The organism is Microbacterium sp. 22242, assembly GCF_052045495.1.
Taxonomy (GTDB): domain Bacteria; phylum Actinomycetota; class Actinomycetes; order Actinomycetales; family Microbacteriaceae; genus Microbacterium.
Genome location: NZ_JBQEOZ010000006.1, coordinates 190,749 through 212,878 on the forward strand (window position 1 = coordinate 190,749; position 22,130 = coordinate 212,878).

Genomic DNA, 22,130 nt, shown 5'->3' on the forward strand with positions numbered 1-22,130 from the left:
CGGAGGATGCGACGGCCGGCCGCGCACACGGCGCGACCGGCCGTCCTGGATCACTTCGAACGGGTCAGCGCGGCGTTGATGGTGTCGAGGAGCTGATCGGATCCGAGGCTCTTGAGCTGCGCCACGTACGCGTCCCAGTCCTTGTCGATCGACTTCTGGCCGGTGATGAACCCGGCCGTGGCGGTCCTCACCGCGTCGGTGAGCTGCGTCTGCTGCAGCGAGGTCTGCTCCAGCTCCGCCTCGTTCAGACGCGCCGCCGGCGGGACCGGGAGCTGCTTCTTGCCGTCCAGCTGCTTCTGCGTCCACTCCTTGATCTCCGGCGTCATCATCGACTGGGTGAGGTCCTTCGAGGATCCGTTGGCGAGCGAGAAGACGCCGTTGCTGTAGCCGAAGTCGGCGTTGAGCTTCTTGGGGGCGCCGGGGTTGATCGAGCTCCAGCCGATGTCGGAGTTCAAGGTGCGGGTGCCGTCGGCGGCCTTGGAGTACGTCTCACCCTGCACGCCCCACAGCGCGAACTCCATGCCCTCGTCGGAGTAGTACTGCCAGTCGAGGTACTGCAGCAGCGCCTTGAAGTAGGGCTTGTTCGCGGCCTCGCTGCCGATCATGACGCCCGACGTGAAGCGTCCGGACGCGATGTTGGATCCGGCGGGACCGGCCGGCACGTTCAGCAGGCGGATCTTGACGTCGCCCTTGCCGGCGCTCGCGAGCTTGGCGCGGTAGTCGGAGAGCGCCTGCGTGTTGCCGGAGATGGCGGCGCTCTGCCCGGAGATGAATTTCTGCACGGCCTGGTCGTCGCTCTGCGTGATCTCCGGGTCCAGGCCGCCGCTGGAGACGAGTCCCGCCGCGTACGTCATCAGCTTCTTGTACTGCGGGCTGGCGCCGGTGAACACGTACTTCTTGGCCTTCGCATCCCACTGGGTGTTCGCATAGGTCCAGCCCGCGAGGGTGCCGTAGTTCGGCGACATCACGCTGAGCAGCGATCCGAGCGGGGTCTGGTCGGTCCAGCGATCGCTCATCCCGTACGCGATCTGCGGGTTCGCCTTCTTCACGGCGACGAGATCCTTCGCGAAGTCGTCCCAGGTCTTCGGATCCTCGGTGATGCCGGCCTTGGCCCACATGTCCTCGTTGATCATGACCGAGTACTGCACGTCCGGCACCTCACGCAGACCCGGCAAGACGTAGATCTTGCCGTCGTCCTGCTTGTGGGTGTCGAGCTCGGCCTGCAGTCCCCAGTCCTTGATCTTCTTCTCGAAGTTGGGCATGTACTGGAAGTAGTCCGAGACGGGCAGGATCGCGCCGCCCGAGACGTACTGCGTCTCGGTGCCGGCGTACGTGACCGAGATGATGTCGGTCGCCTCTCCGCCCCCGATGAGCAGCGCCTTCTTCTTGTCGTAGTCGGCGAGCGGGATGTCGGTGCGGGTGAAGGAGACGTTCTGCTTCTTCTTGAGGTTCTGGAACACCGACCAGTCGTCCTTGACGGGGTAGTTCGGATGGTCGCGGTACATCAGCGAGAAGGTCTGCGGCTTCGTGGCCTTGAACGTGGTGCCGGCCTTGTAGTCGGTCATGGCGCCGACCGATTGGGCGGCGTCGATCGTGACGCCGTCTGCGGAGGACGTCTTCGCGGACGGGTCGCCGCCGGAGCAGGCGGTCAGTGCGAGCGCAGCGACGGCGACGCCGGCCACGGCCGCCAGGCGGATGCGGGTGAAGGACATGAGGTTTCTCTCTTTCGGGGGAACGTCGTCGTTCGACGGGCGAGGGATGGTGGCGATCAGCCCTTGACGGAGCCGAGCATCACGCCGGAGACGAAGTAGCGCTGGATGAACGGGTAGAGGCAGATGATGGGCAGCACGGTGAGGAGCATGGTGACCGACTGGATGTTCGCGGAGATCTGCACCGCATCCGCGGCGCCTCCGGGGTCCTGGGTGCCTGTCGCGGCCGCGATCAGGTTGCGCAGGTACACGGTGACCGGGAACAGCGACTTGTTGTCGAGGTAGAGGAAGGCGCCGAACCACGAGTTCCACTGCGCGACCGCGTAGAAGAGGGTCATGGTGGCGAGGACCGCCTTGGACAGCGGCAGCACGATCCGGAAGAAGATCCCGTAGGTGGACAGTCCGTCGATCGCGGCGGCCTCCTCCAGCTCGGCGGGAAAGTTCTCGAAGAACGACTTCATCACCAGCAGGTTGAACACGCTCAGCGCGCCCGGCACGACGACGGCCCAGATCGAGTTGCGCCAGCCCAGGAAGCTGGCCACCAGGATGTAGTTCGGGATCAGTCCGCCGCCGAAGAACATCGTGAACACCGCGATCCCGACGAAGAAGCCCCTGCCCTTGAGGTGCGTGCGGCTGAGCGCGTAGGCGTAGGTGGTGGTCAGCGCCATCGAGATGATCGTGCCGACGACCGTGTAGAGCACCGTGTTGCCGTAGTTCTTCCAGAACATGCCGTCACCGAGCACGACGGCGAAGGTGTCGACGTTGAACCCCATCGGGATCAGGTTGACCTTGCCTGCGGCGATGTACCCCTCCGAGGAGAAGGCCTTGGCGACGAGGTTCAGGAACGGATACAGCGTCACGACGCAGATCAGCAGCAGCACGATCGCGTTGACGACGCGGAAGACGCGGTACCCCCACGACTCCCGGATGACGCCGGTCTCGGACCGGACCCTGGCGATGTCCGGCTTCGCGGGAAGAGCTTCGGTCACCATAGCGAGGTACCCACCAATCGACGGGAGATGGAGTTCGCGCCCAGCACGAGGACGAGGCCGATGACGGCCTCGAACAGGCCGATCGCGGCGGCGTAGGAGAACTGCGCCGACTGGATGCCCACCCGGTACAGGTAGGTCGAGATGACGTCGGCCGTGGAGTAGATGAGCGGATTCTGCAGCAGCAGGACCTTCTCGAACCCGACGGCCATGAAGGATCCGATGTTCAGGATCAGCAGCACCATCATGGTGGGACGGATGCCGGGCAGCGTGATGTGCCAGGTCTGCTGCCACCGGTTCGCGCCGTCGATGCGGGCGGCCTCGTACAGCTGGTCGTCGATCGTCGTGAGCGCGGCGAGGTACAGGATCGTGCCCCAGCCGACCGTCTGCCAGACCTCGCTGGAGACGTAGACGGAGCGGAACCACTCCGGCCGCTGCATGAACGGCACGGCCGTCCCGCCGAACGCCTCGACGATCTGGTTGATCGTGCCGGTCAGCGAGGTGAGCTGCAGGACGAGGCCTGCCACGATCACGACCGACATGAAGTGCGGGAGGTACGAGATCGTCTGCACGATGCGCTTGAACCTGCTGGAGCGCAGTTCGTTGAGCATCAGCGCGAGCACGATCGGCAGGGGGAAGCAGATGATCAGCGTGAGGCCGCCGAGGAGGACCGTGTTCCCGAAGACGGTCCAGAACTGCCCGTTGGTGATGAACATCTGGAAGTAGGTGAAGCCCACCCACTCGTCGCCCAGGATGGATCCACCGGGCCGGAACCGGCGGAACGCGATCACGTTGCCGATCATCGGGATGTAGCGGAACACCAGCAGGAACAGCACCGGCAGGACCAGGAAGGAGTACAGCCGCCAGTCGCGGGCGAGCGCCCGACGCCAGGTCACCCTGCCGGCACTCGTCCGGGTCGCGGCTGCGCGGCGCCTGCGCCCCGTGGCCGCCGTGACGATGGCTCTGGTCTCGCTCATCGCGCGCTCCTTCCCGCGAGCAGTGCCTGGACCGTGGCCGTGCTGAGAAGCGTGCGCGCGGAGCCGACCGTGCGCGCCGGCCCGGTCAGTTCGAGCGGGACGACTGCGTGCACGTCGGCGCTCGAACGCGCCACGCGCAGCTCGACCGCCCCTGGCTCGACGATCATCTCGCCGCCGATCCCGGCGAACGAGGTGAGGTCGGCGTGCGCCGCGAACTCGACCCGCGCGGTCTCGCCCGGGGCCAGCGACACGCGCTGGAAGCCGATGAGGCGCGACTCCGGCCGGGTGACCTGGGCGACCTCGTCATGCAGGTAGAGCTGCACGACGTCGTCGATCGCGCCCTCCTCGTCGTTGGCGAGATCGACGGTGATCCTGACCTCGCCATCCACCGCCCATTCGGTGCCGGAGACCTCGACCCGGCCCCAGGACAGCGCGCCGTAGGACAGTCCGTGCCCGAACGGGTACAGCGGCGTCGGGTCGATGTTGGACGGTGCGTCGGCGCGGCCGAGCGGCGGGGCCAGATAGCCCGCCGGCTGAGAGCCGGGATGCCGCGGGATGCCGATGGGGAGGTGACCGGACGGGTTGACCGTTCCGGTGAGCACCTCGGCGATGGCCTGACCGCCTCGTTGACCGGGGAAGAAGGCCTGGACCACGGCCGCGGCCCGGCCGGCGAAGGCGCCCAGCGCATACGGTCGGCCGGACAGCACGAGGATCACCGTGGGGGTGCCGGTCGCGAGCACGGCCTCGATGAGATCGTGCTGCTCTCCGGGCAGACGCAGGTCGGCCGCGTCGCAGCCTTCGCCCGATGTGCCGCGCCCGAAGAGGCCGGCCCGGTCGCCGACCGCGACGACCGCCACGTCGGCGACCGCGGCCGCGGCGACCGCTGCGGCGAAGCCCTCCCGCCCCGGCCGCATGACGTCGCAGCCGGCCGCGTACGCGATCGCACCGGGGTGCTCCGCCTGCAGCGCCGAGAGCACGGAGGGGATGTCGATCCCGATCTCGTGCTCCGGGTGGTGCACGCCGACGTGCAACGGGAAGGAGTAGCAGCCCAGCATCGCCAGCGGGTCGTCCGCGACGGGGCCGACGAGCGCGAGCCGCGCGCCAGGGCGGAGCGGCAGGATCCCCGTGGGGTTGTCGGCGAGCACGATGCTCTCGCGTGCCAGGCTGAGCGCGGTCTCGCGCTGCGCGGCCGTGTCGAACTCGAGGGCGGTGGGCGCTTCCGGCTCCCAGTCCGCGTCGAGAAGGCCCAGCTCGGCCTTCTGGCTGAGCACGCGCTCCGCGGCGCGGTCGACGAGCGCCTCATCGACCGCCCCGGAGCGCACGGCCTCGCGCAGCGGCGCGCCGAAGGCGGACACCGACGGCAGCTCGACGTCGATGCCTGCGGCGAGCGCGAGCCCGGCCGCCTGGCCATCGGTCCCGGCGACGCGGTGCAGAGTGCGCAGGAACGCCACGGCGAAGTAGTCGGCCACCACGACGCCCTCGAAGCCCCAGTCGTCGCGGAGCAGTCCGGTGAGCCGGCCGGCGTCGGCCGCCGCCGGCACCCCGTCCACTTCGGCGTAGGAGTTCATGACCGAACGCGCGCCGCCCTCTCGCAGCGCGGTCAGGAAGGGCGGGTGGAAGACGTCGGCCATCTCGCGGGGGCCTGCCGAGACCGGGGCGTGGTTGCGGGCGCCCCGTGAGGCGGAGTAGCCCGCGAAGTGCTTGAGCGTCGCGACGGCGCCGGCGGACTCCATACCGCGCACGTAGGCCGCGCCGATCGCGCCGACGAGATAGGGATCCTCCCCGATCGTCTCCTCCACGCGCCCCCAGCGGCTGTCCCGCACGACGTCGAGCACCGGGGCGAGCCCCTGGTGCACGCCGGCAGCGCGCAGCGAGGCGCCGATCTGCGCCCCCATCTCCTGCACAAGGACCGGGTCGAACGCGGCGCCCCACGAGAGCGGCACCGGGTAGGCCGTGGCGCGCCAGGCGGCGAAGCCGGCGAGGCACTCCTCGTGCACCTGGGCCGGGATGCCGAAGCGGTTCGCCGCCATGATCCGGCGCTGCGCTCTCGCGACCGACTGGGCGCCCAGGACGGGATCCACGGGGCGGGTGCCGTAGGGACGGACGAGCTGGCCGAGTCCGTCGACGATGGCGTCGTCGAATGAGGGCGCGGCGTCGTTCATGTCGTCCTGGAAGGGGGCGACGTCACCGCCGGAGGCGTCGGCGCCGACCCAGAGGCCGACGAGCTGGCTCGTCTTCTCCTCCAGGCTCATCGCGGTGACCAGAGCACGGGCCCGGTCGGACGCGGAGAGCGCCTCGTCGTGCCAGGCGCCGCTCAGCCGCGCCGAAGAGGTGTCAGTCATGTGGCTCACTTCATTGTGCTTTCCGACCATCGAGCTTTCGAAACTCTCGGATCCGATATCGAAAGAACTGCTGCAACTCACAGTAAATACGTATTAGACCGATGTCAACAGTCTCCGTGAGTTCATTTCTGCGGGGAGACGGGCGCCGGTGCGATAGTCTGTCCGATACTTTCGCGTGCGCCTGTCGTTCGTGGCGACCATCGGAGGAGGGCCCGTGAGCAAGAACCGCACCACGATCGCGCAGATCGCGGCCGAGGTGGGCGTCTCCGTCCCGACCGTGTCGAAGGTGCTCAACGGCCGCGCCGACGTGGCCGAGGCCACCCGGCTGCGCGTCGAGGCCGCACTGACCGCCCACGAGTACCGCAAGCCCTCTGCCGCGCGGACGACCGGGGCGAACGCCTCCCGGCCCCGGCTGCTGGATCTGGTGTTCCACGAGGCGCAGAACCTCTGGGCGCAGGAGATCATCACCGGGGTGGAACGCACGGCGGGAGCGGCACGCGTGGGCGTGGTGCTCTCCGAACTCGGCGGTTCGCACCGCCCGACCCAGGAGTGGATGGACGACGTCTCGGCACGCCGGCCCCTGGGCGTGCTGCTCGTGCTCTCGGATCTCGACGACGTGCAGCGGCACCAGTTCAGCTCGCGCGCGGTCCCCTATGTGGTGCTCGACACCCAGGGCACTCCGCCCGCCGACGTGCCCACCGTCGGCTCGAACAACTGGCATGGCGGATTCATCGCCACCCGGCACCTGCTCGAACTCGGCCACACCCGCATCGGCGTCGTGATGGGACCGTCCGACGTGCTGTGCTCCCGCGCGCGGGTCGACGGCTACCGCAGCGCCCACGACCAGGCCGGGATCGCATCGGATCCCGGCCTGGTGCGCTGGGGCCCGTTCGAGGCTCCCAGCGGCTATCGCCACGCTCTCGAGCTGCTCTCCCGCCCCGACCGGCCGACCGCGATCTTCGCCGGATCCGACTACGTCGCGCTCGGCGTCGCGCGCGCGGCGCGCGAGCTCGGTCTGCGCATCCCCGAGGATCTCTCCCTCGTCGGCTACGACAACCTTCCGATCACCGAGTGGCTGAACCCGCCGCTGACGACGGTGGACCAGCCGCTGCGGGAGATGGGCAGCCTCGCGGCGCAGATGCTCATCACCCTCGCGGAGGGCGGATCCCCCGCCTCCACGCGCGTCGATCTGATGACCGAGCTCGTCGTGCGCGATTCCACCGCGCGCCCCGCCACCGTCTGAACCGCGATCATCCAGGAGCGACCATGCGACACACCCTGCCCACCGCCCCGCCCGAGCAGCACGGCCTGGACCCCGAATCCGCGCACCGCACGATCGCAGAGCTCGAGCGGGCCGGGCTGGACCCGCACGCGCTCGTGATCGCGCGGCACGGTCACGTGCTGTCCCGCACCGCGTGGGAGCCGTGGTCCGCCGACGGGGCCGCGCTGGTGTACTCGGTGTCGAAGACCTTCACGGCGATCGCGATCGGGCTGCTCGAGGCCGACGGTCGCATCGACCTCCATGCGGGTGTGGATCGCTATCTCGCCCTGCCCAATCCGCACGGCATCACGGTCGCGCACCTGCTCACGATGAACACCGGACACAGCCGCACTCAGACGCTGACGCTGCCCTTCGACGTCCGCGCCCTGCTCACCATCGCTCCGGAACACACGCCGGGGACGCACTTCGCCTACAACTCCCCCGCGACGTTCGCGCTCTCCGCGATCGTCACGGCGGTGAGCGGTCTCTCCCTCACCGCGCTGCTGCAGGATCGGCTGTTCACGCCGCTCGGCATCGGACCGCGCTGGTGGGCGCGGCATGAAGGCCTCGATCAGGGATTCTCGGGGCTGCATCTCACCGTCGACGACCTCGCCCGGATCGGGATCGCCCTCGCGGACGGCGGCCGCTTCCAGGGGCGTCAGGTCATCCCCGCCGCCTTCGTCCACGAGGCGACCCGCGCCTGGTCCGACACCCGCGAGCCGGACCAGGACCCCGACGGCGACTGGGCTCTGGGGTACGGATATCAGCTGTGGCGCAGCAGGCACGGCTTCCGGCTCGACGGCGCGTACGGCCAGTTCGCCCTGGTGATCCCCGAGCGCGGCATCGTGATCGCCTACCAGGGCGCGACGGACCGCACCCAGGAGACTCTCTCGACGCTCTGGCGGCTGGTCGAGTCGTTCGCCGATGTCCCGGTGACCGCGGAGCACCGGGATCCGGAGCCGCACGAGCACGAGCGGGACTCCTGGGAAGCCCGTGCGCTGCTCCTCCCGGCGCCGGAGGCCGTGCCGGATGCGACCGACTGGTCGCTCGAGGATGCCGGCGACGGAGGCTGGGAGCTCGGGATCCCGGGCAGCGACCGTCTGGTCCGCGTCGAGCAGGGCCGGTGGCGGCGCGACGTGCTCCCTCTGGGCGACGGGGTGCTGTCGATCGCGGTCCGCGGCGAGCGCTCCACGGAGGGCGAGGCGCTGGTCCACGTCGTGATCCCCACGTCGCCGCACCGGATGATCCTCCGCCGCGACTCCGCCGGCCTGCATCCGGCCTGGCACACCACGCCGCTCTGGCATCCGACGGTCGGAACCCTCGTCGTGCCCGACGAGGTGGCGCGTCCTGCGGCGCCACCTCGCGGATCCGTCTGAGCAGGGCTCACCCGGCGAGCACCACCGCGTCCGCCTGTGCGTGCAGGCTCAGCTCGGCCGCCGCGAAGGCGTGCTCCTGGGTCATCGCCGTCTCGGTGCGGTCGAGGCAGTCGCGGATGAGCTGCCCGAAGAACGGGAAGCCGGTGCGTCCGTTCGCATCGAACCGGTACTGCCCCTGCTGGTTCACGAGCAGCACCTGGCCGCCGCCGTTGTCAGTGCCGATGTCGATGTACTTGCGCAGCTCGATGTAGCCGTCGGTGCCGAGGATGAGGGTGCGCCCGTCGCCGAACACGCCCAGCCCGTCGGGCGTGAACCAGTCGACGCGCACGTATCCCGAGGTGCCGTTGTCCAGGATGACGTGGGCGTCGCCGAAGTCCTGCAGACCCGGCGTCTCCGGGTGCGCGTAGTTGGCGACCGCCGAGCTCGCCGGCCTCCCGCCGGTCGCGCCGGTGAAGTACAGCATCTGCTCGAAGTTGTGACTGCCGATGTCGCAGAGGATCCCGCCGTACTGCGCCGGATCGTAGAACCAGTCCGGGCGCCCGGATCCGACGCGGTGCGGGCCGAAGCAGACCACCTGCAGCACCCGGCCGATCGCGTCCTGATCGATCAGCTGGCCGGCGAGGATGGCCGACTCGGTGTGCACCCGCTCCCCGTAGTAGACCGCGTACTTGCGGCCCGTGCGCGCGGTGGCCTCGCGAGCGGCGGCGAGCTGCTCGAAGGTGGTCAGGGGCGCCTTGTCCACGAACGCATCCTTGCCCGCCTCGATCGCGCGCAGGCCGATGCCGGCCCGCTCGGAGGCGATGGCCGCCGTCGCCACGAGCCGGATCTCCGGATCGTCCAGCACCTCCTGCTCCGACGCGGCGACGCGGGCGCCGGGATAGCGCTGGGCGAACTCGGCGGCGCGCTGGGGATTCCGGTCGTAGACGAGCCGGACCGTCGCGCCGGCGCCGATCAGGCCGTCGGTCATGCCGAAGATGTGCCCGTGATCGAGCCCCACCGCGGCGAAGGAGAACTCGCCAGGCTGCACGACGGGCGTCGGCAGCGGGGCGAACGTGAACAGGGAGTCGGTCATCGGGGATCCTCTTCTGCTGTCTCTGTGGTGTCGTACGTGCGGATCCGCCCGCACATGCCGAACAGGCGCTCACCCTCACCCGGTGCCGCCTCGTGCACCCGGGCCTCGCCGAGATGGGTGGCGGCGCCGCGCGCGATCGCGTCGACCAGGGCCGCGCTGCGCTCGGCCTGCGCCAGCGGTCCCTCCCGCACGATGTCGGCCCAGGCCGCCGCGCGCTCGCGCACGAGTGCGGCCGCGTCGGCGTAGAATCGCTCCAGCGGGCCGCGGTCGCCGGCCTGCACCGCGTCGCGCAGCTGCCCGAACCCGGCCACGGCCAGATCGCGTCGTCGTGCCGCGCGGTCGGCTCGGCCCTGCTCGGCGCCGAGCGACGCCGCCGCCGCGTACGCCGCGGGGTCGGCCACGACCTCGGCGGGGAACGTCATCACGGCGTCGCCGGCCTCGGGCAGGCCCGCATTGCTCATCAGCACCATGACCTGCAGTCCGCCGCGATTGACGGCACGGTGGATCGTGCCAGGGGTGAACCAGACGACGGATCCGGCGTGCAGCGCGGTCTCGCGGAAGCCGTCGGCGTCGATCGTCTGCAGGGCGCCATCGCCCGCCACCACGAGATAGGCCTCGGTGGATGCCAGGTGCATGTGCGGACTGCCGCCGCACATGCCGTCCGGCGCCTGCCCGGAGTAGATGTCGAGGTGCGAGAGCGAGGTGCCGCCGGGAAAGGTCGAGCTCGTCATGACGCCACCGGCGCCAGGATCGAGCCCTGCTTCTCGAAGAAGCGCGGCGCGTGCGCGACGAGGTAGCCGGACCGGTAATAGGGATCGTCCGCGGCGAGCGGCAGCGAGACGAACGAGCGCTCGATCCCGGCCTGGTACACCGCCGTCACGACCTCCACCGCGTTGCGGCCGTCCTGGCCGCTGGAGACCGGAGCGCGACCTTCCAGGATCGCATCCAGCACGTCCCTGACCTGCCCCTGATGTCCATGATGCGCCAGCGGCGTCCTGGCCGCGGCGAACTCCTCGATCCGCGCCACCAACTCACCGTCACCGCCCTTCTCGGGGAATCCGGTCGAGCCAGAGCGCTCGGCGCGCACGGCCCAGGACTGGGACACCCGAGCCTTCGCGCCCTGGATCACGATCTCCTGCTCCTCGCCATGATGCACCACCGAACTGGTCAGCTGGGCAAGGCCCCGCTCGTACCGCAGCACCGCCACCGACAGGTCCTCGACCTCGCTGTTCTCGTGCTGAGTGTTCGCGAGCATCGCCGTGATCTCCTGAGGCCGGCCGAGCAGCCAGAGCAGCAGGTCGATGTGATGGATGGCATGGTTCAGGGTGCAGCCGCCGCCCTCCTTCTCCCAGGTGCCGCGCCACCACAGGTCGTAGTACGGCAGGCCGCGCCACCATGCCGAGTCGACGCGCACGTGCGAGATCGAGCCGAGCAGCCCCGAGTCGACGACGTCCTTGAGCAGGGCGAGGTCGTCGCGGAACCGGTTCTGCGCCACGACCGACAGCAGCTTCCCCGACCGTGCCTGCGCGGCCAGCATCGCATCGCACTCCTCGAGCGAGGGCGCCATCGGCTTCTCCACGAGCACGTGCACGCCGGCGTCCAGCGCGGCGATGCTGAGCGCCGCATGCGTGCTCGGCGGCGTCGCGATGCTCACCAGGTCGAGTTGCGCCCTCGCGATCATCTCGATCGGATCGTCGTAGCCGATCGCGCCCGCGAGCGAGAACGACTCGGCCTTTTCCGCGGCCTTTCCTGGCACGACGTCGGCGAGACCCACGATCTCGCAGTCCTCGGCGAAGGCGAGATACGCGCGGATGTGCGCATCCGCGATCCCGCCCGTTCCGATGATTCCCACCCTGAGCATGCTTCCTCGCATTCTAATACGTATTACTAAGACGTATTAGATACGGTAGTCTCGGGAGACAGCCGCGTCAAGCGGATTTCTGCCAGAAAGGGGACGCATGACGGAGGACCGGTCGCACCGGCCGACGAGTCGCGACGTCGCGCGACTCGCCGGGGTCTCGCAGTCCACCGTCTCCTTCGTGCTCACCGGGCGGAACGGGATCTCCGAGGCCACCCGCGAGCGCGTCCTCGGCGCAGCGGCGCAGTTGAACTACCGGCCCAATCTGGCGGCCCGCTCGATGCGCACCCGGCGCAGCGGGCGGCTGGCGGTGCTGATGCCGATCACCGCGCTGAACGACTCCACGATCCTCGAGGGCGCCGCCTCCGCCGCCCAGGAGGCCGGATACACCCTCGAGATCGTCAGCCTGCCGCCCTCCCCCGACGAACGCGAGCAGCGCCTCACCGAACTGATCGGCTCCGGTCAGTACGAGGGCTTCCTCTCCTTCACCGCGATCAGCAGTTCTGCGCGAGCAGCCGACCCTTCCGGTCCCGTCGTGCTCTCCCTGCTCGAATTCGACGACAAGATGCACATGACCGGCGCGTTCATCGACGCCCAGCCGATCGTGGAGATGATCGAGCGGCTCGCGGCGCTGGGCCACCGCAGGTTCCTGCACATCGCGGGCCCGCCGGAGTATCCGTCCGCCATCGCGCGGCGCGACGCGTATGTCGCGACGATCGAGCGCCTCGGCCTGGAGTCGCTCGGCGTGCTCGGCGGCGCGTGGAGTGGAGAGGTCGGCTACAGCGTCATCGAGGATCTTCCCGAGAGCGCCGTCCCGCTGGCCGTGATCGCCGCCAACGACGTGAGCGCCACGGGCGCCATGCGTGCGGCCACCCTGCGCGGCTGGACGATGCCCGGCGATATGAGCATCACCGGCTGGGACGATCGCGGTGCGAGCGCGTTCCTGGTCCCCTCGCTCACCTCGGTCGTGCAGGACAGGGTGCGCCTCGGCGAGCATTCCATGCGGCGGCTGATCGCCGCCGTGCGCGGTGAGCCGGATCCGGAACCCGTCACGGGCTATCAGCACATCGTCTGGCGGGAGTCCGTGGCTGCGCCCGCGCCCCGCCCGCCCGACCGTTCCTCAGACGCGGCCGCCCGCGGCTGACGGCGGACTGTCGCGTTCGACGGCGGCCGGTCGCGGCGGGGCGGGCTAGGCTCGTCGAGTGCGTCTCGTCATCGCCCGCTGCGCCGTGGACTACACCGGCCGGCTCAACGCCCATCTGCCCCTCGCCACGCGCCTGCTGGTGCACAAGGGCGATGGCAGCCTGCTCGTGCACTCGGACGGCGGCAGCTACAAGCCGCTGAACTGGATGAGCCCGCCGTGCCGTCTCGAAGCCGAGCTGCCCGGCGAGGAGGAGGGCCTCGCCGGCGTCACGGAGGTGTGGCGGGTCACGCATCAGAAGACCGGCGACGCGCTGCGGGTGCAGATCTACGAGATCCTGCACGATTCCGCGCACGAGCTGGGTATCGACCCCGGCCTGCAGAAGGACGGCGTCGAGGCGGATCTGCAGCGGCTGCTCGCCGAGCAGGTCGAGCTGATCGCCGAGGGCGCGACCCTCATGCGCCGCGAGTACCCGACCGCGATCGGGCCGGTCGACCTGATGGTCCGCGACGCGGACGGCGTCGCGATCGCCGTCGAGGTGAAGCGCCGCGGCGACATCGACGGCGTCGAGCAGCTCACGCGCTACCTCGAGCTGCTCGGGCGGGACCCCCATCTCGCCCCGGTGCAGGGCGTGTTCGCCGCGCAGGAGATCAAGCCGCAGGCGCGTGTGCTCGCCGAGGACCGGGGGATCCGCTGCCTGGTCCTCGACTACGAGGGCATGAAGGGCATCGAGTCCGGCATCCCGCGGCTGTTCTGAGTCCATATTCCTTGAGAGGCATGAACATGGCCGCATCCCCCTACTCCTGTGTCCTCTGGGACGTCGACGGCACGATCGCCGACGCGTCGGCGGGGATCCTGCCTCGCCTGATCGAGGTGTTCGCCGCCTTCGGCCTGCCCGAGCCCTCCGCGGACCGGCTGGCGCTGTGGATCGGCCCGCCCATGTTCGAGTCGTTCCAGGAACTGGCCGGCCTCTCCCCCGACGACGCACAGCGCGCCGTCACGATGTACCGCGAGCTCGCGGCCCGCGACGGCTATGCGGCCTCGGTGCGGATCTATCCCGGAGTGCCGGAGGTGCTGCACGCCGTGGCAGCCGCGGGCATCCCGCAGGCCACCGCGAGCTCCAAACCGGAGAACCAGGTCGCCGCGATCCTGGAGCACTACCGGCTGACCGCTCCTTTCGCGGCCGTCGTGGGCGCCAGGGCGGACGTCCCCGGGCAGCACGACGACAAGGCGGCGGTCATCGCGCGGGCGCTGCAGGAGCTCACCGCGGCCGGTCTGGACCTCAGCCGCCCGGTGCTGATCGGCGACCGCCACCACGATGTCGAGGGCGGAGCGCGGTTCGGCATCCCGGTCATCTTCGTGGACTGGGGCTTCGGCGCCCCCGGCGAGGCGGCCGGCTCGATCGCCGAGGTGTCCGCACCGGACGACCTGCTGCGGATCCTGCTGCCGCAGGCCTGAGCGGCGGCCCGGCCGTCCGGAGGATCGCACCGAGCCGCCGCGGACCGCGAGACCGAAGTCCTCTCCCGAGACCGCGCTTCTCATCGGCGGTCTCGCGACGCAGGTTCGGTCTCGCGGTCAGAGCGGGGGGCGCGACGGCGAGCTCGGGAGCGCGACCACCGGGGCAAAGAGAACTCCCCCGGTGCCGAGGCGCCGGGGGAGTCAGAAGTCCGTGTCGCTCAGAGCGGACGGATGTTCTCGGCCTGCAGGCCCTTGGGGCCCTGCGCCACATCGAACTCGACGCGCTGGTTCTCGTCGAGCGAGCGGTAACCGGACGAGGTAATGGCGGAGTAGTGCGCGAACACGTCAGCCCCACCGTCATCGGGGGAGATGAAGCCGAAGCCCTTCTCCGAGTTGAACCACTTAACCGTGCCCTGAGTCATGTACTGCCTTCTTGCTTGGGCTTACGTCCACGCAGACGCGTAGACGAACCCCACGCTATCTGAAAGCAGCCGTTTCGCAACACCTCGCGTGACATGGTGACACAAACGTTGCATGACACGACTCGACATTCGGAGCTCGGGACGGGCCGATCCGGTAGGAACGGACGGCGCTCAGCCCGTGAGAAATGGTGCGGGCCCCCACCGCGGGGGGAGCGATGGGGGCCCAAGGACGACCGGAGGGTGCGTCTGAAATCAGTGTAACCCACGATCCTGAGATTTGTCCCCCAATTGGGGGACAAGTCCGCAAAAGTTTGTCCCCCAAAAGGGGGACAAATCGGGACCCCGGGCGTATCATCGCAGTACATCGGAATACTGGGGGAGGAAGCGGCCCCCTCGGGGGATCCATTGGGGACTGGATGCGCCGAGGGGGCCAATGCACGCACGGCCGCCGGTCTGGGGAAACCTTCCGCCCTCGCTGGGGACTCGGGCGGCAGCGGCCGTCATGACGTGCGCGCCTCAACCCTAAGCGAGGGCGAGGACGATGTCCAGAGCGTCCGGCGCGTCAGCGGCAGACGCGGTCACGCCCGCGCGGCACGCCACTCCTCGGCGAGCAGCGCGTAGGCCATGCCGTCCATCCACTCGCCGTTGCGATGCAGGGCCGTGGCCCGGCTGTGCTCTTCCCGCCGCATCCCGAGGCGCTCCATCATGCGCCAGGACGGCTCGTTCGCCGCGAAACAGCCGGCGCTCACCCTGCGCAGCCCGAGCTGCTCGAAGCAGATGGCGATCACGGCCCGCACCGCCTCGGTCGCGTAGCCGCGGCCGTGGTGGGCCGGATCCATCACCCAGCCGAGCTCGGCCTGCACCCGCTCCGCCTGCGCACGCACCTCTGCCTGGGACCAGGCGTCCTCGATGCGCAGCATCAGATCGCCGATGACGTCACCCGCCGCGGACTCCACGATCAGCGAGATCCGCAGCCGGTCGGGGTCGGTGAAGTACGCGCGGAAGGTCTCGGGATCGCCGGGCGCGGCGCCGAGCCAGCGGTTCACGTCCTCGATCCGGCGGTATCGCCACACCGCATCGGCGTCCGCCGGTGTCGCGCGACGCACCGTGAGGCGCTCGGTGCGCAGCGGCCAGTCGATCCGTTCCAGGAGGTCGGGGGAGTGGGTCACTCGTCCAGCGTAGGGACCGGATCCGACATCCGCGCCGTGCGCACCGCGACCAGCCCGTCGACGGCCGCGAGCAGCCGCTCGGCGCCGGGCCGATCCGGGGTCGATCTGGCGTGCACCAGCACGTTCATCGCGGCGAGCACGAGCGAGACCGCGCTGACGGCCTGATCGTGGTCCGCCGCGCGCTGCTCGGCGAGGTCGATGAACTGCTCCCGCACGGATCCCATCCACTGCGAGAACGCCGGCAGCAGCTCGGGCCGCTTCATGAGCAGCTCCTTGATCCGGTGCCGGTCCATGCCGTCGTCCATCGAGGATCCGACCAGCTCGCACAGCGCCGGCACGATCTCGCCCTGCGCCACCAGGAACCCGTCGATCACGTCAGGGGCGACGCCGTGCTCCGGAAGGTTCAGGGCCGCCGCTGCCTTGGACGGGAAGTAGTTGAAGAAGGTCCGCGGCGAGACGTCCACCGCCTGGCAGATCTGCTCGATCGTGGTGCCGTCGAGTCCCTGCTCCTCCACGAGCCGCAGGGCGGCCTCGTGCAGGGCCTGCCGGGTCTGCAGCTTCTTGCGCTCGCGCCGGCCCTCGCCGACGGTCTCGCGGATGGGCTCGGGAACGCTGTCGTCGATGCTCATGATGTGCTCCTCACAGGGTCTGTGCGGAGGCCGGGGCGGGAGATGCCCGCCCCGGCCCGCCGCTCAGGCCTGCTGCGTCCTGATGGTTCCGGTCTCGCTGACGCCCGCGTCGTCGGCCCGCTCCTGCAGAGCGGAGCGCGTGCGCAGGGGCGGAGCCTTGAAGAACAGGCTGAGCACGAACGCGAGCATGAGCACCCCGAAGCCGACCCAGTAGATGAGGTCGATCGCCTTGGTGAAGCCGACCATGAAGGGCTTGGTGAGCGCCGGATCCGCGCCGTTCAGGAACGACGTGTCGCTCACCGAGCTGCTCGAGCCGCTCGACGCCTTGGACGACGCCTTGTCGAGCTGCTTGGTGATGTCGGGCACGAGCTTGTCGACCCAGTAGCCGCGCTGGTCGGCGTTCGACCAGTCCACGCTCACCGCGCCGTTCACCACCGTCGCGTGCGCCTTGCCCGCGACGGCCTCGAGCGCGGCCTGCTCGGCGCCGGGAGTCGCCGCCGCCACCTGCGCGTCGATCACGCTCTGTGCGGCCGCTGCCGGGACCTGTCCTGCGGCGACCGCCTGCTCGACGCCGGCGGTCACCTTCTCGGTCACGGCCTTGTCGGCGGCGGCCTTCGCGGCGGCGGTGCCCTTGTCGAGTCCCGACTGGATGTTCGCCTGCAGCGGTCCCGTGATCGGGCTCCACAGCTGCTTCATGACGGCCTTGTTCTGCTCCTTGCCCGCGACCGCGGGATCCAGTGCGGCATTCAGCGCGGTGGTCAGGGTCGGCTTGTCGGCCATGCTGTGCGTGATGTTCAGCGGCAGCAGCGTGAACAGGATCGAGAGCATGATCGCGGTGCCCAGCGTTCCGCCGATCTGGCGGAAGAAGGTCGCGGCACTCGTCGCGACGCCCATGTCGGGCGCTGCGACCGAGTTCTGGCTCGCCATGGTCAGCGACTGCATGAGCTGGCCGAGGCCGAGGCCGACCACGAACATGCCGATCATCATGTACCAGACCGGGGTGGCGGACGACACGAACGTGAGCAGCAGGAAGCCGAGCGCCGTGGTCAGCGTGCCGGTGCGCGGGAAGATGCCGTACTTGCCGGTGCGCGACGTGAGCTGGCCCGCCGTCATCGACGAGGTCATCAGGCCGACGACCATCGGCAGCATCGCGAGCCCCGACTCGGTGGGCGTGAGCCCGGCGACGATCTGCATGTACAGCGGGATCGTCATCATGGCGCCGAACATGCCGAAGCCGACGAGCACGCCGATGACGGTCGCCATCGAGAACGTGTTCGAGTGGAACAGCCGGATCGGGATGATCGCGTCGTCCTTCATCGCGATCTCGATCAGCACGAAGGCGAGCACGCCGAGGCCGCCGATGACGTAGCAGGTGATCGCAGCGGCCGAGGCCCAGCCCCACTCGCGGCCCTGCTCGGCGACGAGCAGCAGGGGGACCAGGGCGACGATCACGGCCGTCGCACCCCACCAGTCGATCCGCGGGTTCTTGTGCTTGCCGACCTTCGGCAGGTGCAGGAACGCGATCACCATGCCGAGCGCGACGATCCCGACCGGCAGGTTGATCAGGAAGACCCAGCGCCAGCCGGAGATCCACAGGATCTCGTTCGCGCCGGCGAACAGGCCGCCGACCAGCGGGCCGATCAGCGAGGAGATGCCGAAGACCGCGAAGAAGTAGCCCTGGTACCTGGCGCGCTCGCGCGGGGCGAGGATGTCCGCCATGATCGCGAGCGGCAGCGACATCAGCGCGCCGGCGCCGATGCCCTGGACGGCGCGGAATCCGGCGAGCATCAGCATCGACGTGGAGAACGTCGACAGCAGGGATCCGAGGATGAACACCGAGATGCCGAAGATGAACAGCGGGCGGCGGCCGAAGATGTCGGAGAGCTTGCCGTAGATCGGCACGGAGATCGTCGACGTGATCAGGTAGGCCGTGGTGACCCAGGCCTGCTGGTCGAGGCCGTGCAGGTCGTCGCCGATCGTGCGGATCGCGGTGCCGACGATGGTCTGGTCGAGCGAGGACAGGAACATGCCGGCCATGAGGCCGTAGATGACGAGCAGGATCTGCCTGTGCGTCATGATCGGGGCGGACTGCTTGCGCTCCGCGCGCGTGGCCCCTGCTGTGGTGGTTGCGGTGGACATGACGGCCCTTCGGGTGGTTCTGGACGCCCCGCTCGTCATCGACACCCGTCGGATCCGAGCGCCGACGTTGGCGGCAAGAATGTTGCAGCCCTGCAAGATTACACGAAAGGAAAGGTTGCGCAAACGCAGTTTTGCTATGAGGTGCCTGAGTCCGTGCACCCGGGCATGTTCCGTGTACTGTGTCGGTATCCACACGGGTGCCCTCGCAAGGGCTGAGATCGGGCTGACGCGGCTCGTACCGTTCGAACCTGTCCGGGTCATGCCGGCGAAGGAAGTAGGAGCCCTCATGGGATCTCGCGATTCTGCGCGCACGCTCGCGCATCTGCACGACTCCGCGCACGACCTGCACGTGCCCGTCACCCGGATCGCCCTCGATGCGTCCCCCGACGGGACGGAGAACGCGCCGGTGACGGTCTACCGCACCGAGGGGCCGGGGAGCGATCCGGTCGTCGGCCTGCCCGCGCTGCGCGAGGGCTGGATCGCGGACCGCGACGACACCGACGCCTACCAGGGCCGGGCGCGCGACCTGCACGACGACGGCCGCTCCGCGATCCGCCGTGGCGCCGCCTCCGCCGAGTGGCGCGGGGAGCAGCGACCGGTCCGGCGCGCCAGGGCCGGGCGCACGATCACGCAGATGCGGTACGCCCGCGACGGCGTGATCACGCCGGAGATGCGCTTCGTGGCACTGCGGGAGAGCTGCGATCCCGAGCTCGTGCGCGCCGAGGTCGCCGCGGGCCGGGCGATCATCCCGAACAACGTCAACCACCCCGAGTCCGAGCCGATGATCATCGGCAAGGCGTTCCTGGTCAAGATCAACGCGAACATCGGCAACTCCGCGGTGACCAGCTCGATCGCCGAGGAGGTCTCCAAGCTGCAGTGGGCGACCACCTGGGGCGCCGACACCGTGATGGACCTGTCCACGGGCGACGACATCCACACCACGCGCGAGTGGATCATCCGCAACTCGCCGGTGCCGATCGGCACCGTGCCGATCTACCAGGCGCTGGAGAAGGTCGACGGCGACGCCTCGGCGCTCACCTGGGAGATCTACCGCGACACCGTCATCGAGCAGTGCGAGCAGGGCGTCGACTACATGACCGTGCACGCCGGCGTGCTGCTGCGCTACGTGCCGCTCACCGCCGACCGCGTCACCGGCATCGTGTCCCGCGGCGGATCGATCATGGCCGGCTGGTGTCTCGCGCACCATCAGGAGAACTTCCTCTACACGCACTTCGACGAGCTGTGCGAGATCTTCGCGCAGTACGACGTCGCCTTCTCGCTGGGCGACGGGCTGCGTCCCGGTTCCATCGCCGACGCGAACGACGCCGCCCAGTTCGCCGAGCTCGACACGCTCGCCGAGCTGACGAAGCGGGCCTGGCGGTACGACGTGCAGGTCATGGTCGAAGGGCCGGGCCACGTGCCGTTCCACCTCGTGCGCGAGAACGTGGAGCGGCAGCAGGAGCTCTGCGACGGGGCGCCGTTCTACACGCTCGGCCCGCTGGTGACCGACGTCGCCCCGGGCTACGACCACATCACCTCGGCGATCGGTGCGACCGAGATCGCGCGCTACGGCACGGCGATGCTCTGCTACGTCACGCCGAAGGAGCACCTCGGCCTGCCCGACCGGGACGACGTGAAGACCGGCGTGATCACCTACAAGATCGCCGCTCACGCTGCGGACCTCGCCAAGGGTCACCCCGGCGCGCGCGACCGCGACGACGCGCTCTCGAAGGCGCGCTTCGAGTTCCGCTGGCGCGACCAGTTCGCCCTCTCGCTGGATCCGGACACCGCCGAGGCCTTCCACGACGAGACGCTTCCCGCCGAGCCGGCCAAGACCGCGCACTTCTGCTCGATGTGCGGGCCGAAGTTCTGCTCGATGCGGATCTCGCAGGACATCCGGGATCGCTTCGGCGACGGTGCGGAGCAGGAGCGCATCGCGGGCATGGCGCAGAAGTCCGCCGAGTTCGCCCAGGCCGGCGGCCAGGTCTACCTGCCCATGCCGACCGTCGGATCGCGGTAGGTCCGGATGCCGCGCAACGGCGGCGCCGCTGAGGGCGGCGCCGGGCGCATCGTCGTGGTCGGCGCCGGGATCGTCGGACTCAGCATCGCCGCCCGGCTCGCTCAGGCCGGCCGTCCGGTGGTGCTGTGCGATCCGGATCCGGCGGGCGGCGCCACGTTCGCCGCCGCCGGGATGCTGGCGCCCGTGAGCGAGTACCACTATCAGGAGGATGAGCTGCTGCCGCTGCTGCTGGCGTCCGCCGCGCGCTATCCGGACTTCGTGCGGGCGCTCGCGCCGGCCGGCGACGACGAGCGCGTCACGGGATATCGCCCCGGCGACACGCTGCTCGTCGGGATCGATCAGGGCGATCGGCGCGCGCTCGCGGATCTGCACGACGCGCACACGGCGCGGGGCCTGGCCGCCGAGCCGCTCGCCGCCAGGGACGCCCGCGCTCTGGAGCCGCTGCTCGGCCCGCGCGTCACGAGCGCGTACCGGATCCCGGGAGACCATCGGGTCGATCCGCGGACGCTCGCGGCACGGCTGCTGCGGTCGCTCGAGGAGCACGACGGCGTGCGGATCGTCCGGGAGCGGGTGGCGGCTGTGCGACGCGCGTCGGCGGATCCGGACGCGCCGGTCACCGGTGTTCGCCTCGCCGGCGGGCTGGTGCTGGACGCGGGCGAGGTCGTGCTCGCGAACGCCTTGGGCGCCGGCGCCGTGGACGGGCTGCCCGTGCGGCTCGGCGCGGCGCTGCGTCCCGTCCACGGCGACATCCTGCGGCTGCGCGTGCCGGAGCGGCTGCGGCCGTTGCTCGGCATGACCGTGCGCGCGCTGGTGCGCGGGGAGAGCGTCTATCTCGTGCCGCGGCGCGACGGCACGCTCGTGATCGGGGCGACGCAGCGCGAGGACGGGCTCGACGGCGTCTCGGCGGCGGGCGTGCACCGTCTGCTCCGGGACGCGCAGGAGGTGCTGCCCGCCGTGGCCGAGCTCGAGCTCCTCGAGGCGACCGCCCGCGCGCGGCCTGCGACCCCGGACAACGCCCCGCTCCTGGGCCGCGTGCGCGACGGCCGCGGCGGCGACGTCCCCGGCCTGATCGTGGCGACCGGATTCTTCCGTCACGGCGTGCTGCTCGCCCCGCTCGCCGCCGAGATCTGCGCGGGGCTCGTCGACGGCCGCGCCGACCCGCTCGCGCGGCCGTTCCGCCCCGACCGCTTCGCCGAGGCATCGCTCGCCTCCGTGCCGCCGGCCTCCGCTCAGCCGGCCTTCCGCTCTGTCGACCTCGAGCCTGCCGGCCTCCGCTCTGCCGACCCGGGCACCGTCCGTCGTCTCCGCTCCCGAAGGGATCCTCCGATGATCGTCCTCACCGTCAACGGCGAGCCGCACGCCGCCGCCGCGCCGCTCACGCTCGCCGACCTCGTCGCGGAGCGCACCGGCATCCGCGTCACCGCTGCAGGGACGACCGCCGACGGCGCGGCCCTCGGCATCGCCGCCGCCGTGAATGCGTCGATCGTGCCGCGCAGCGCCTGGGCCGCCGCGGAGCTCGCCGACGGCGACGCGGTCGAGATCGTCACCGCGACGCAGGGAGGCTGAGC

At 70.1% G+C, this 22,130-nt stretch carries 18 protein-coding genes and 1 riboswitch; of the genes, 7 read left to right on the forward strand and 11 right to left on the reverse strand.

Annotation, left to right across the window (positions count from 1 at the left end):
- Positions 1 to 50 precede the first annotated feature (50 nt).
- Genes ACTJJZ_RS09085 through ACTJJZ_RS09100 form a run of 4 tightly spaced genes read right to left on the reverse strand, consistent with a single transcriptional unit; the run spans position 51 to position 6,017 of the window.
- Positions 51 to 1,712 carry an ABC transporter substrate-binding protein gene (locus ACTJJZ_RS09085; RefSeq protein ID WP_440720861.1) on the reverse strand — a complete coding sequence of 554 codons (1,662 nt, stop codon included), beginning with the start codon at positions 1,710 to 1,712 and terminating at the stop codon, positions 51 to 53.
- 56 nt (positions 1,713 to 1,768) lie between these two features.
- The gene (locus tag ACTJJZ_RS09090; protein ID WP_440720862.1) at positions 1,769 to 2,701 is read right to left on the reverse strand and encodes a carbohydrate ABC transporter permease; all 933 of its coding nucleotides are present in this window, start codon (positions 2,699 to 2,701) and stop codon (positions 1,769 to 1,771) included.
- Positions 2,695 to 3,675 carry an ABC transporter permease gene (locus tag ACTJJZ_RS09095; RefSeq protein ID WP_440720863.1) on the reverse strand — a complete coding sequence of 327 codons (981 nt, stop codon included), beginning with the start codon at positions 3,673 to 3,675 and terminating at the stop codon, positions 2,695 to 2,697. The genes ACTJJZ_RS09090 and ACTJJZ_RS09095 overlap by 7 nt, the downstream gene beginning before the upstream one ends.
- A complete protein-coding gene (locus ACTJJZ_RS09100) occupies positions 3,672 to 6,017 on the reverse strand; it encodes a glycoside hydrolase family 3 N-terminal domain-containing protein (RefSeq protein WP_440720864.1) in 2,346 nt (781 codons plus the stop codon). The genes ACTJJZ_RS09095 and ACTJJZ_RS09100 overlap by 4 nt, the downstream gene beginning before the upstream one ends.
- A gap of 214 nt (positions 6,018 to 6,231) precedes the next feature.
- Between ACTJJZ_RS09100 and ACTJJZ_RS09105 the strand changes: the two genes are divergently transcribed.
- Together ACTJJZ_RS09105 and ACTJJZ_RS09110 are read left to right on the forward strand one after the other, a co-directional pair.
- Positions 6,232 to 7,260 carry a LacI family DNA-binding transcriptional regulator gene (locus ACTJJZ_RS09105; RefSeq protein WP_440720865.1) on the forward strand — a complete coding sequence of 343 codons (1,029 nt, stop codon included), beginning with the start codon at positions 6,232 to 6,234 and terminating at the stop codon, positions 7,258 to 7,260.
- A 23-nt stretch (positions 7,261 to 7,283) separates the two neighbouring features.
- Positions 7,284 to 8,654 (forward strand): serine hydrolase domain-containing protein, encoded by a 1,371-nt coding sequence (locus tag ACTJJZ_RS09110; RefSeq protein WP_440720866.1) that lies wholly within the window; start codon positions 7,284 to 7,286, stop codon positions 8,652 to 8,654.
- Between the two features lie 7 nt (positions 8,655 to 8,661).
- On the opposite strand, the gene ACTJJZ_RS09115 is transcribed toward ACTJJZ_RS09110, so the two are convergent.
- Genes ACTJJZ_RS09115 through ACTJJZ_RS09125 form a run of 3 tightly spaced genes read right to left on the reverse strand, consistent with a single transcriptional unit; the run spans position 8,662 to position 11,587 of the window.
- Positions 8,662 to 9,726: a Gfo/Idh/MocA family protein gene (locus ACTJJZ_RS09115; RefSeq protein WP_440720867.1), complete on the reverse strand. Its 1,065-nt coding sequence runs from the start codon at positions 9,724 to 9,726 to the stop codon at positions 8,662 to 8,664.
- Positions 9,723 to 10,457: a cupin domain-containing protein gene (locus ACTJJZ_RS09120; RefSeq protein WP_440720868.1), complete on the reverse strand. Its 735-nt coding sequence runs from the start codon at positions 10,455 to 10,457 to the stop codon at positions 9,723 to 9,725. The genes ACTJJZ_RS09115 and ACTJJZ_RS09120 overlap by 4 nt, the downstream gene beginning before the upstream one ends.
- A complete protein-coding gene (locus ACTJJZ_RS09125; RefSeq protein ID WP_440720869.1) occupies positions 10,454 to 11,587 on the reverse strand; it encodes a Gfo/Idh/MocA family protein in 1,134 nt (377 codons plus the stop codon). Before ACTJJZ_RS09125 ends, ACTJJZ_RS09120 begins: the two co-directional genes overlap by 4 nt.
- Positions 11,588 to 11,684: 97 nt before the next feature.
- Between ACTJJZ_RS09125 and ACTJJZ_RS09130 the strand changes: the two genes are divergently transcribed.
- Genes ACTJJZ_RS09130 through ACTJJZ_RS09140 form a run of 3 tightly spaced genes read left to right on the forward strand, consistent with a single transcriptional unit; the run spans position 11,685 to position 14,183 of the window.
- Positions 11,685 to 12,728 (forward strand): LacI family DNA-binding transcriptional regulator, encoded by a 1,044-nt coding sequence (locus ACTJJZ_RS09130; protein WP_440720870.1) that lies wholly within the window; start codon positions 11,685 to 11,687, stop codon positions 12,726 to 12,728.
- 58 nt (positions 12,729 to 12,786) lie between these two features.
- Positions 12,787 to 13,482, forward strand: coding sequence for an endonuclease NucS (gene nucS, locus ACTJJZ_RS09135; RefSeq protein WP_440720871.1), 696 nt, complete (start codon positions 12,787 to 12,789; stop codon positions 13,480 to 13,482).
- A gap of 26 nt (positions 13,483 to 13,508) precedes the next feature.
- A complete protein-coding gene (locus ACTJJZ_RS09140; protein ID WP_440720872.1) occupies positions 13,509 to 14,183 on the forward strand; it encodes an HAD hydrolase-like protein in 675 nt (224 codons plus the stop codon).
- A gap of 218 nt (positions 14,184 to 14,401) precedes the next feature.
- Here ACTJJZ_RS09140 and ACTJJZ_RS09145 read toward each other — a convergent pair whose 3' ends face one another.
- From ACTJJZ_RS09145 to ACTJJZ_RS09160, 4 genes are all read right to left on the reverse strand, one after another.
- On the reverse strand, positions 14,402 to 14,605 hold the full coding sequence (locus ACTJJZ_RS09145) for a cold-shock protein (RefSeq protein WP_345188359.1): 204 nt from the start codon (positions 14,603 to 14,605) through the stop codon (positions 14,402 to 14,404).
- Between the two features lie 578 nt (positions 14,606 to 15,183).
- The gene (locus tag ACTJJZ_RS09150) at positions 15,184 to 15,774 is read right to left on the reverse strand and encodes a GNAT family N-acetyltransferase (RefSeq protein ID WP_440720873.1); all 591 of its coding nucleotides are present in this window, start codon (positions 15,772 to 15,774) and stop codon (positions 15,184 to 15,186) included.
- On the reverse strand, positions 15,771 to 16,403 hold the full coding sequence (locus tag ACTJJZ_RS09155) for a TetR/AcrR family transcriptional regulator (protein WP_440720874.1): 633 nt from the start codon (positions 16,401 to 16,403) through the stop codon (positions 15,771 to 15,773). The genes ACTJJZ_RS09150 and ACTJJZ_RS09155 overlap by 4 nt, the downstream gene beginning before the upstream one ends.
- A 63-nt stretch (positions 16,404 to 16,466) precedes the next feature.
- On the reverse strand, positions 16,467 to 18,542 hold the full coding sequence (locus ACTJJZ_RS09160; protein WP_440720875.1) for an MDR family MFS transporter: 2,076 nt from the start codon (positions 18,540 to 18,542) through the stop codon (positions 16,467 to 16,469).
- A 183-nt stretch (positions 18,543 to 18,725) separates the two neighbouring features.
- Positions 18,726 to 18,833, forward strand: a riboswitch (TPP riboswitch).
- Here ACTJJZ_RS09160 and thiC point away from each other — a divergent pair.
- The gene (gene thiC / locus ACTJJZ_RS09165; protein ID WP_440720876.1) at positions 18,829 to 20,562 is read left to right on the forward strand and encodes a phosphomethylpyrimidine synthase ThiC; all 1,734 of its coding nucleotides are present in this window, start codon (positions 18,829 to 18,831) and stop codon (positions 20,560 to 20,562) included. (Overlaps the previous riboswitch by 5 nt.)
- A gap of 6 nt (positions 20,563 to 20,568) precedes the next feature.
- A complete protein-coding gene (gene thiO, locus ACTJJZ_RS09170) occupies positions 20,569 to 22,128 on the forward strand; it encodes a glycine oxidase ThiO (RefSeq protein ID WP_440720877.1) in 1,560 nt (519 codons plus the stop codon).
- Positions 22,129 to 22,130: the final 2 nt, after the last annotated feature.

Bases quoted from the DNA above. Each gene is read 5' to 3' on its own strand.
- ACTJJZ_RS09085 (WP_440720861.1), bottom strand. From the start codon at position 1,712: ATGTCCTTCACCCGCATCCGCCTGGCGGCCGTGGCCGGCGTCGCCGTC.
- ACTJJZ_RS09090 (WP_440720862.1), bottom strand. From the start codon at position 2,701: ATGGTGACCGAAGCTCTTCCCGCGAAGCCGGACATCGCCAGGGTCCGG.
- ACTJJZ_RS09095 (WP_440720863.1), bottom strand. From the start codon at position 3,675: ATGAGCGAGACCAGAGCCATCGTCACGGCGGCCACGGGGCGCAGGCGC.
- ACTJJZ_RS09100 (WP_440720864.1), bottom strand. From the start codon at position 6,017: ATGACTGACACCTCTTCGGCGCGGCTGAGCGGCGCCTGGCACGACGAG.
- ACTJJZ_RS09110 (WP_440720866.1), top strand. From the start codon at position 7,284: ATGCGACACACCCTGCCCACCGCCCCGCCCGAGCAGCACGGCCTGGAC.
- ACTJJZ_RS09115 (WP_440720867.1), bottom strand. From the start codon at position 9,726: ATGACCGACTCCCTGTTCACGTTCGCCCCGCTGCCGACGCCCGTCGTG.
- ACTJJZ_RS09120 (WP_440720868.1), bottom strand. From the start codon at position 10,457: ATGACGAGCTCGACCTTTCCCGGCGGCACCTCGCTCTCGCACCTCGAC.
- ACTJJZ_RS09125 (WP_440720869.1), bottom strand. From the start codon at position 11,587: ATGCTCAGGGTGGGAATCATCGGAACGGGCGGGATCGCGGATGCGCAC.
- ACTJJZ_RS09130 (WP_440720870.1), top strand. From the start codon at position 11,685: ATGACGGAGGACCGGTCGCACCGGCCGACGAGTCGCGACGTCGCGCGA.
- ACTJJZ_RS09140 (WP_440720872.1), top strand. From the start codon at position 13,509: ATGGCCGCATCCCCCTACTCCTGTGTCCTCTGGGACGTCGACGGCACG.
- ACTJJZ_RS09145 (WP_345188359.1), bottom strand. From the start codon at position 14,605: ATGACTCAGGGCACGGTTAAGTGGTTCAACTCGGAGAAGGGCTTCGGC.
- ACTJJZ_RS09155 (WP_440720874.1), bottom strand. From the start codon at position 16,403: ATGAGCATCGACGACAGCGTTCCCGAGCCCATCCGCGAGACCGTCGGC.
- ACTJJZ_RS09160 (WP_440720875.1), bottom strand. From the start codon at position 18,542: ATGTCCACCGCAACCACCACAGCAGGGGCCACGCGCGCGGAGCGCAAG.
- thiC (WP_440720876.1), top strand. From the start codon at position 18,829: ATGGGATCTCGCGATTCTGCGCGCACGCTCGCGCATCTGCACGACTCC.
- thiO (WP_440720877.1), top strand. From the start codon at position 20,569: ATGCCGCGCAACGGCGGCGCCGCTGAGGGCGGCGCCGGGCGCATCGTC.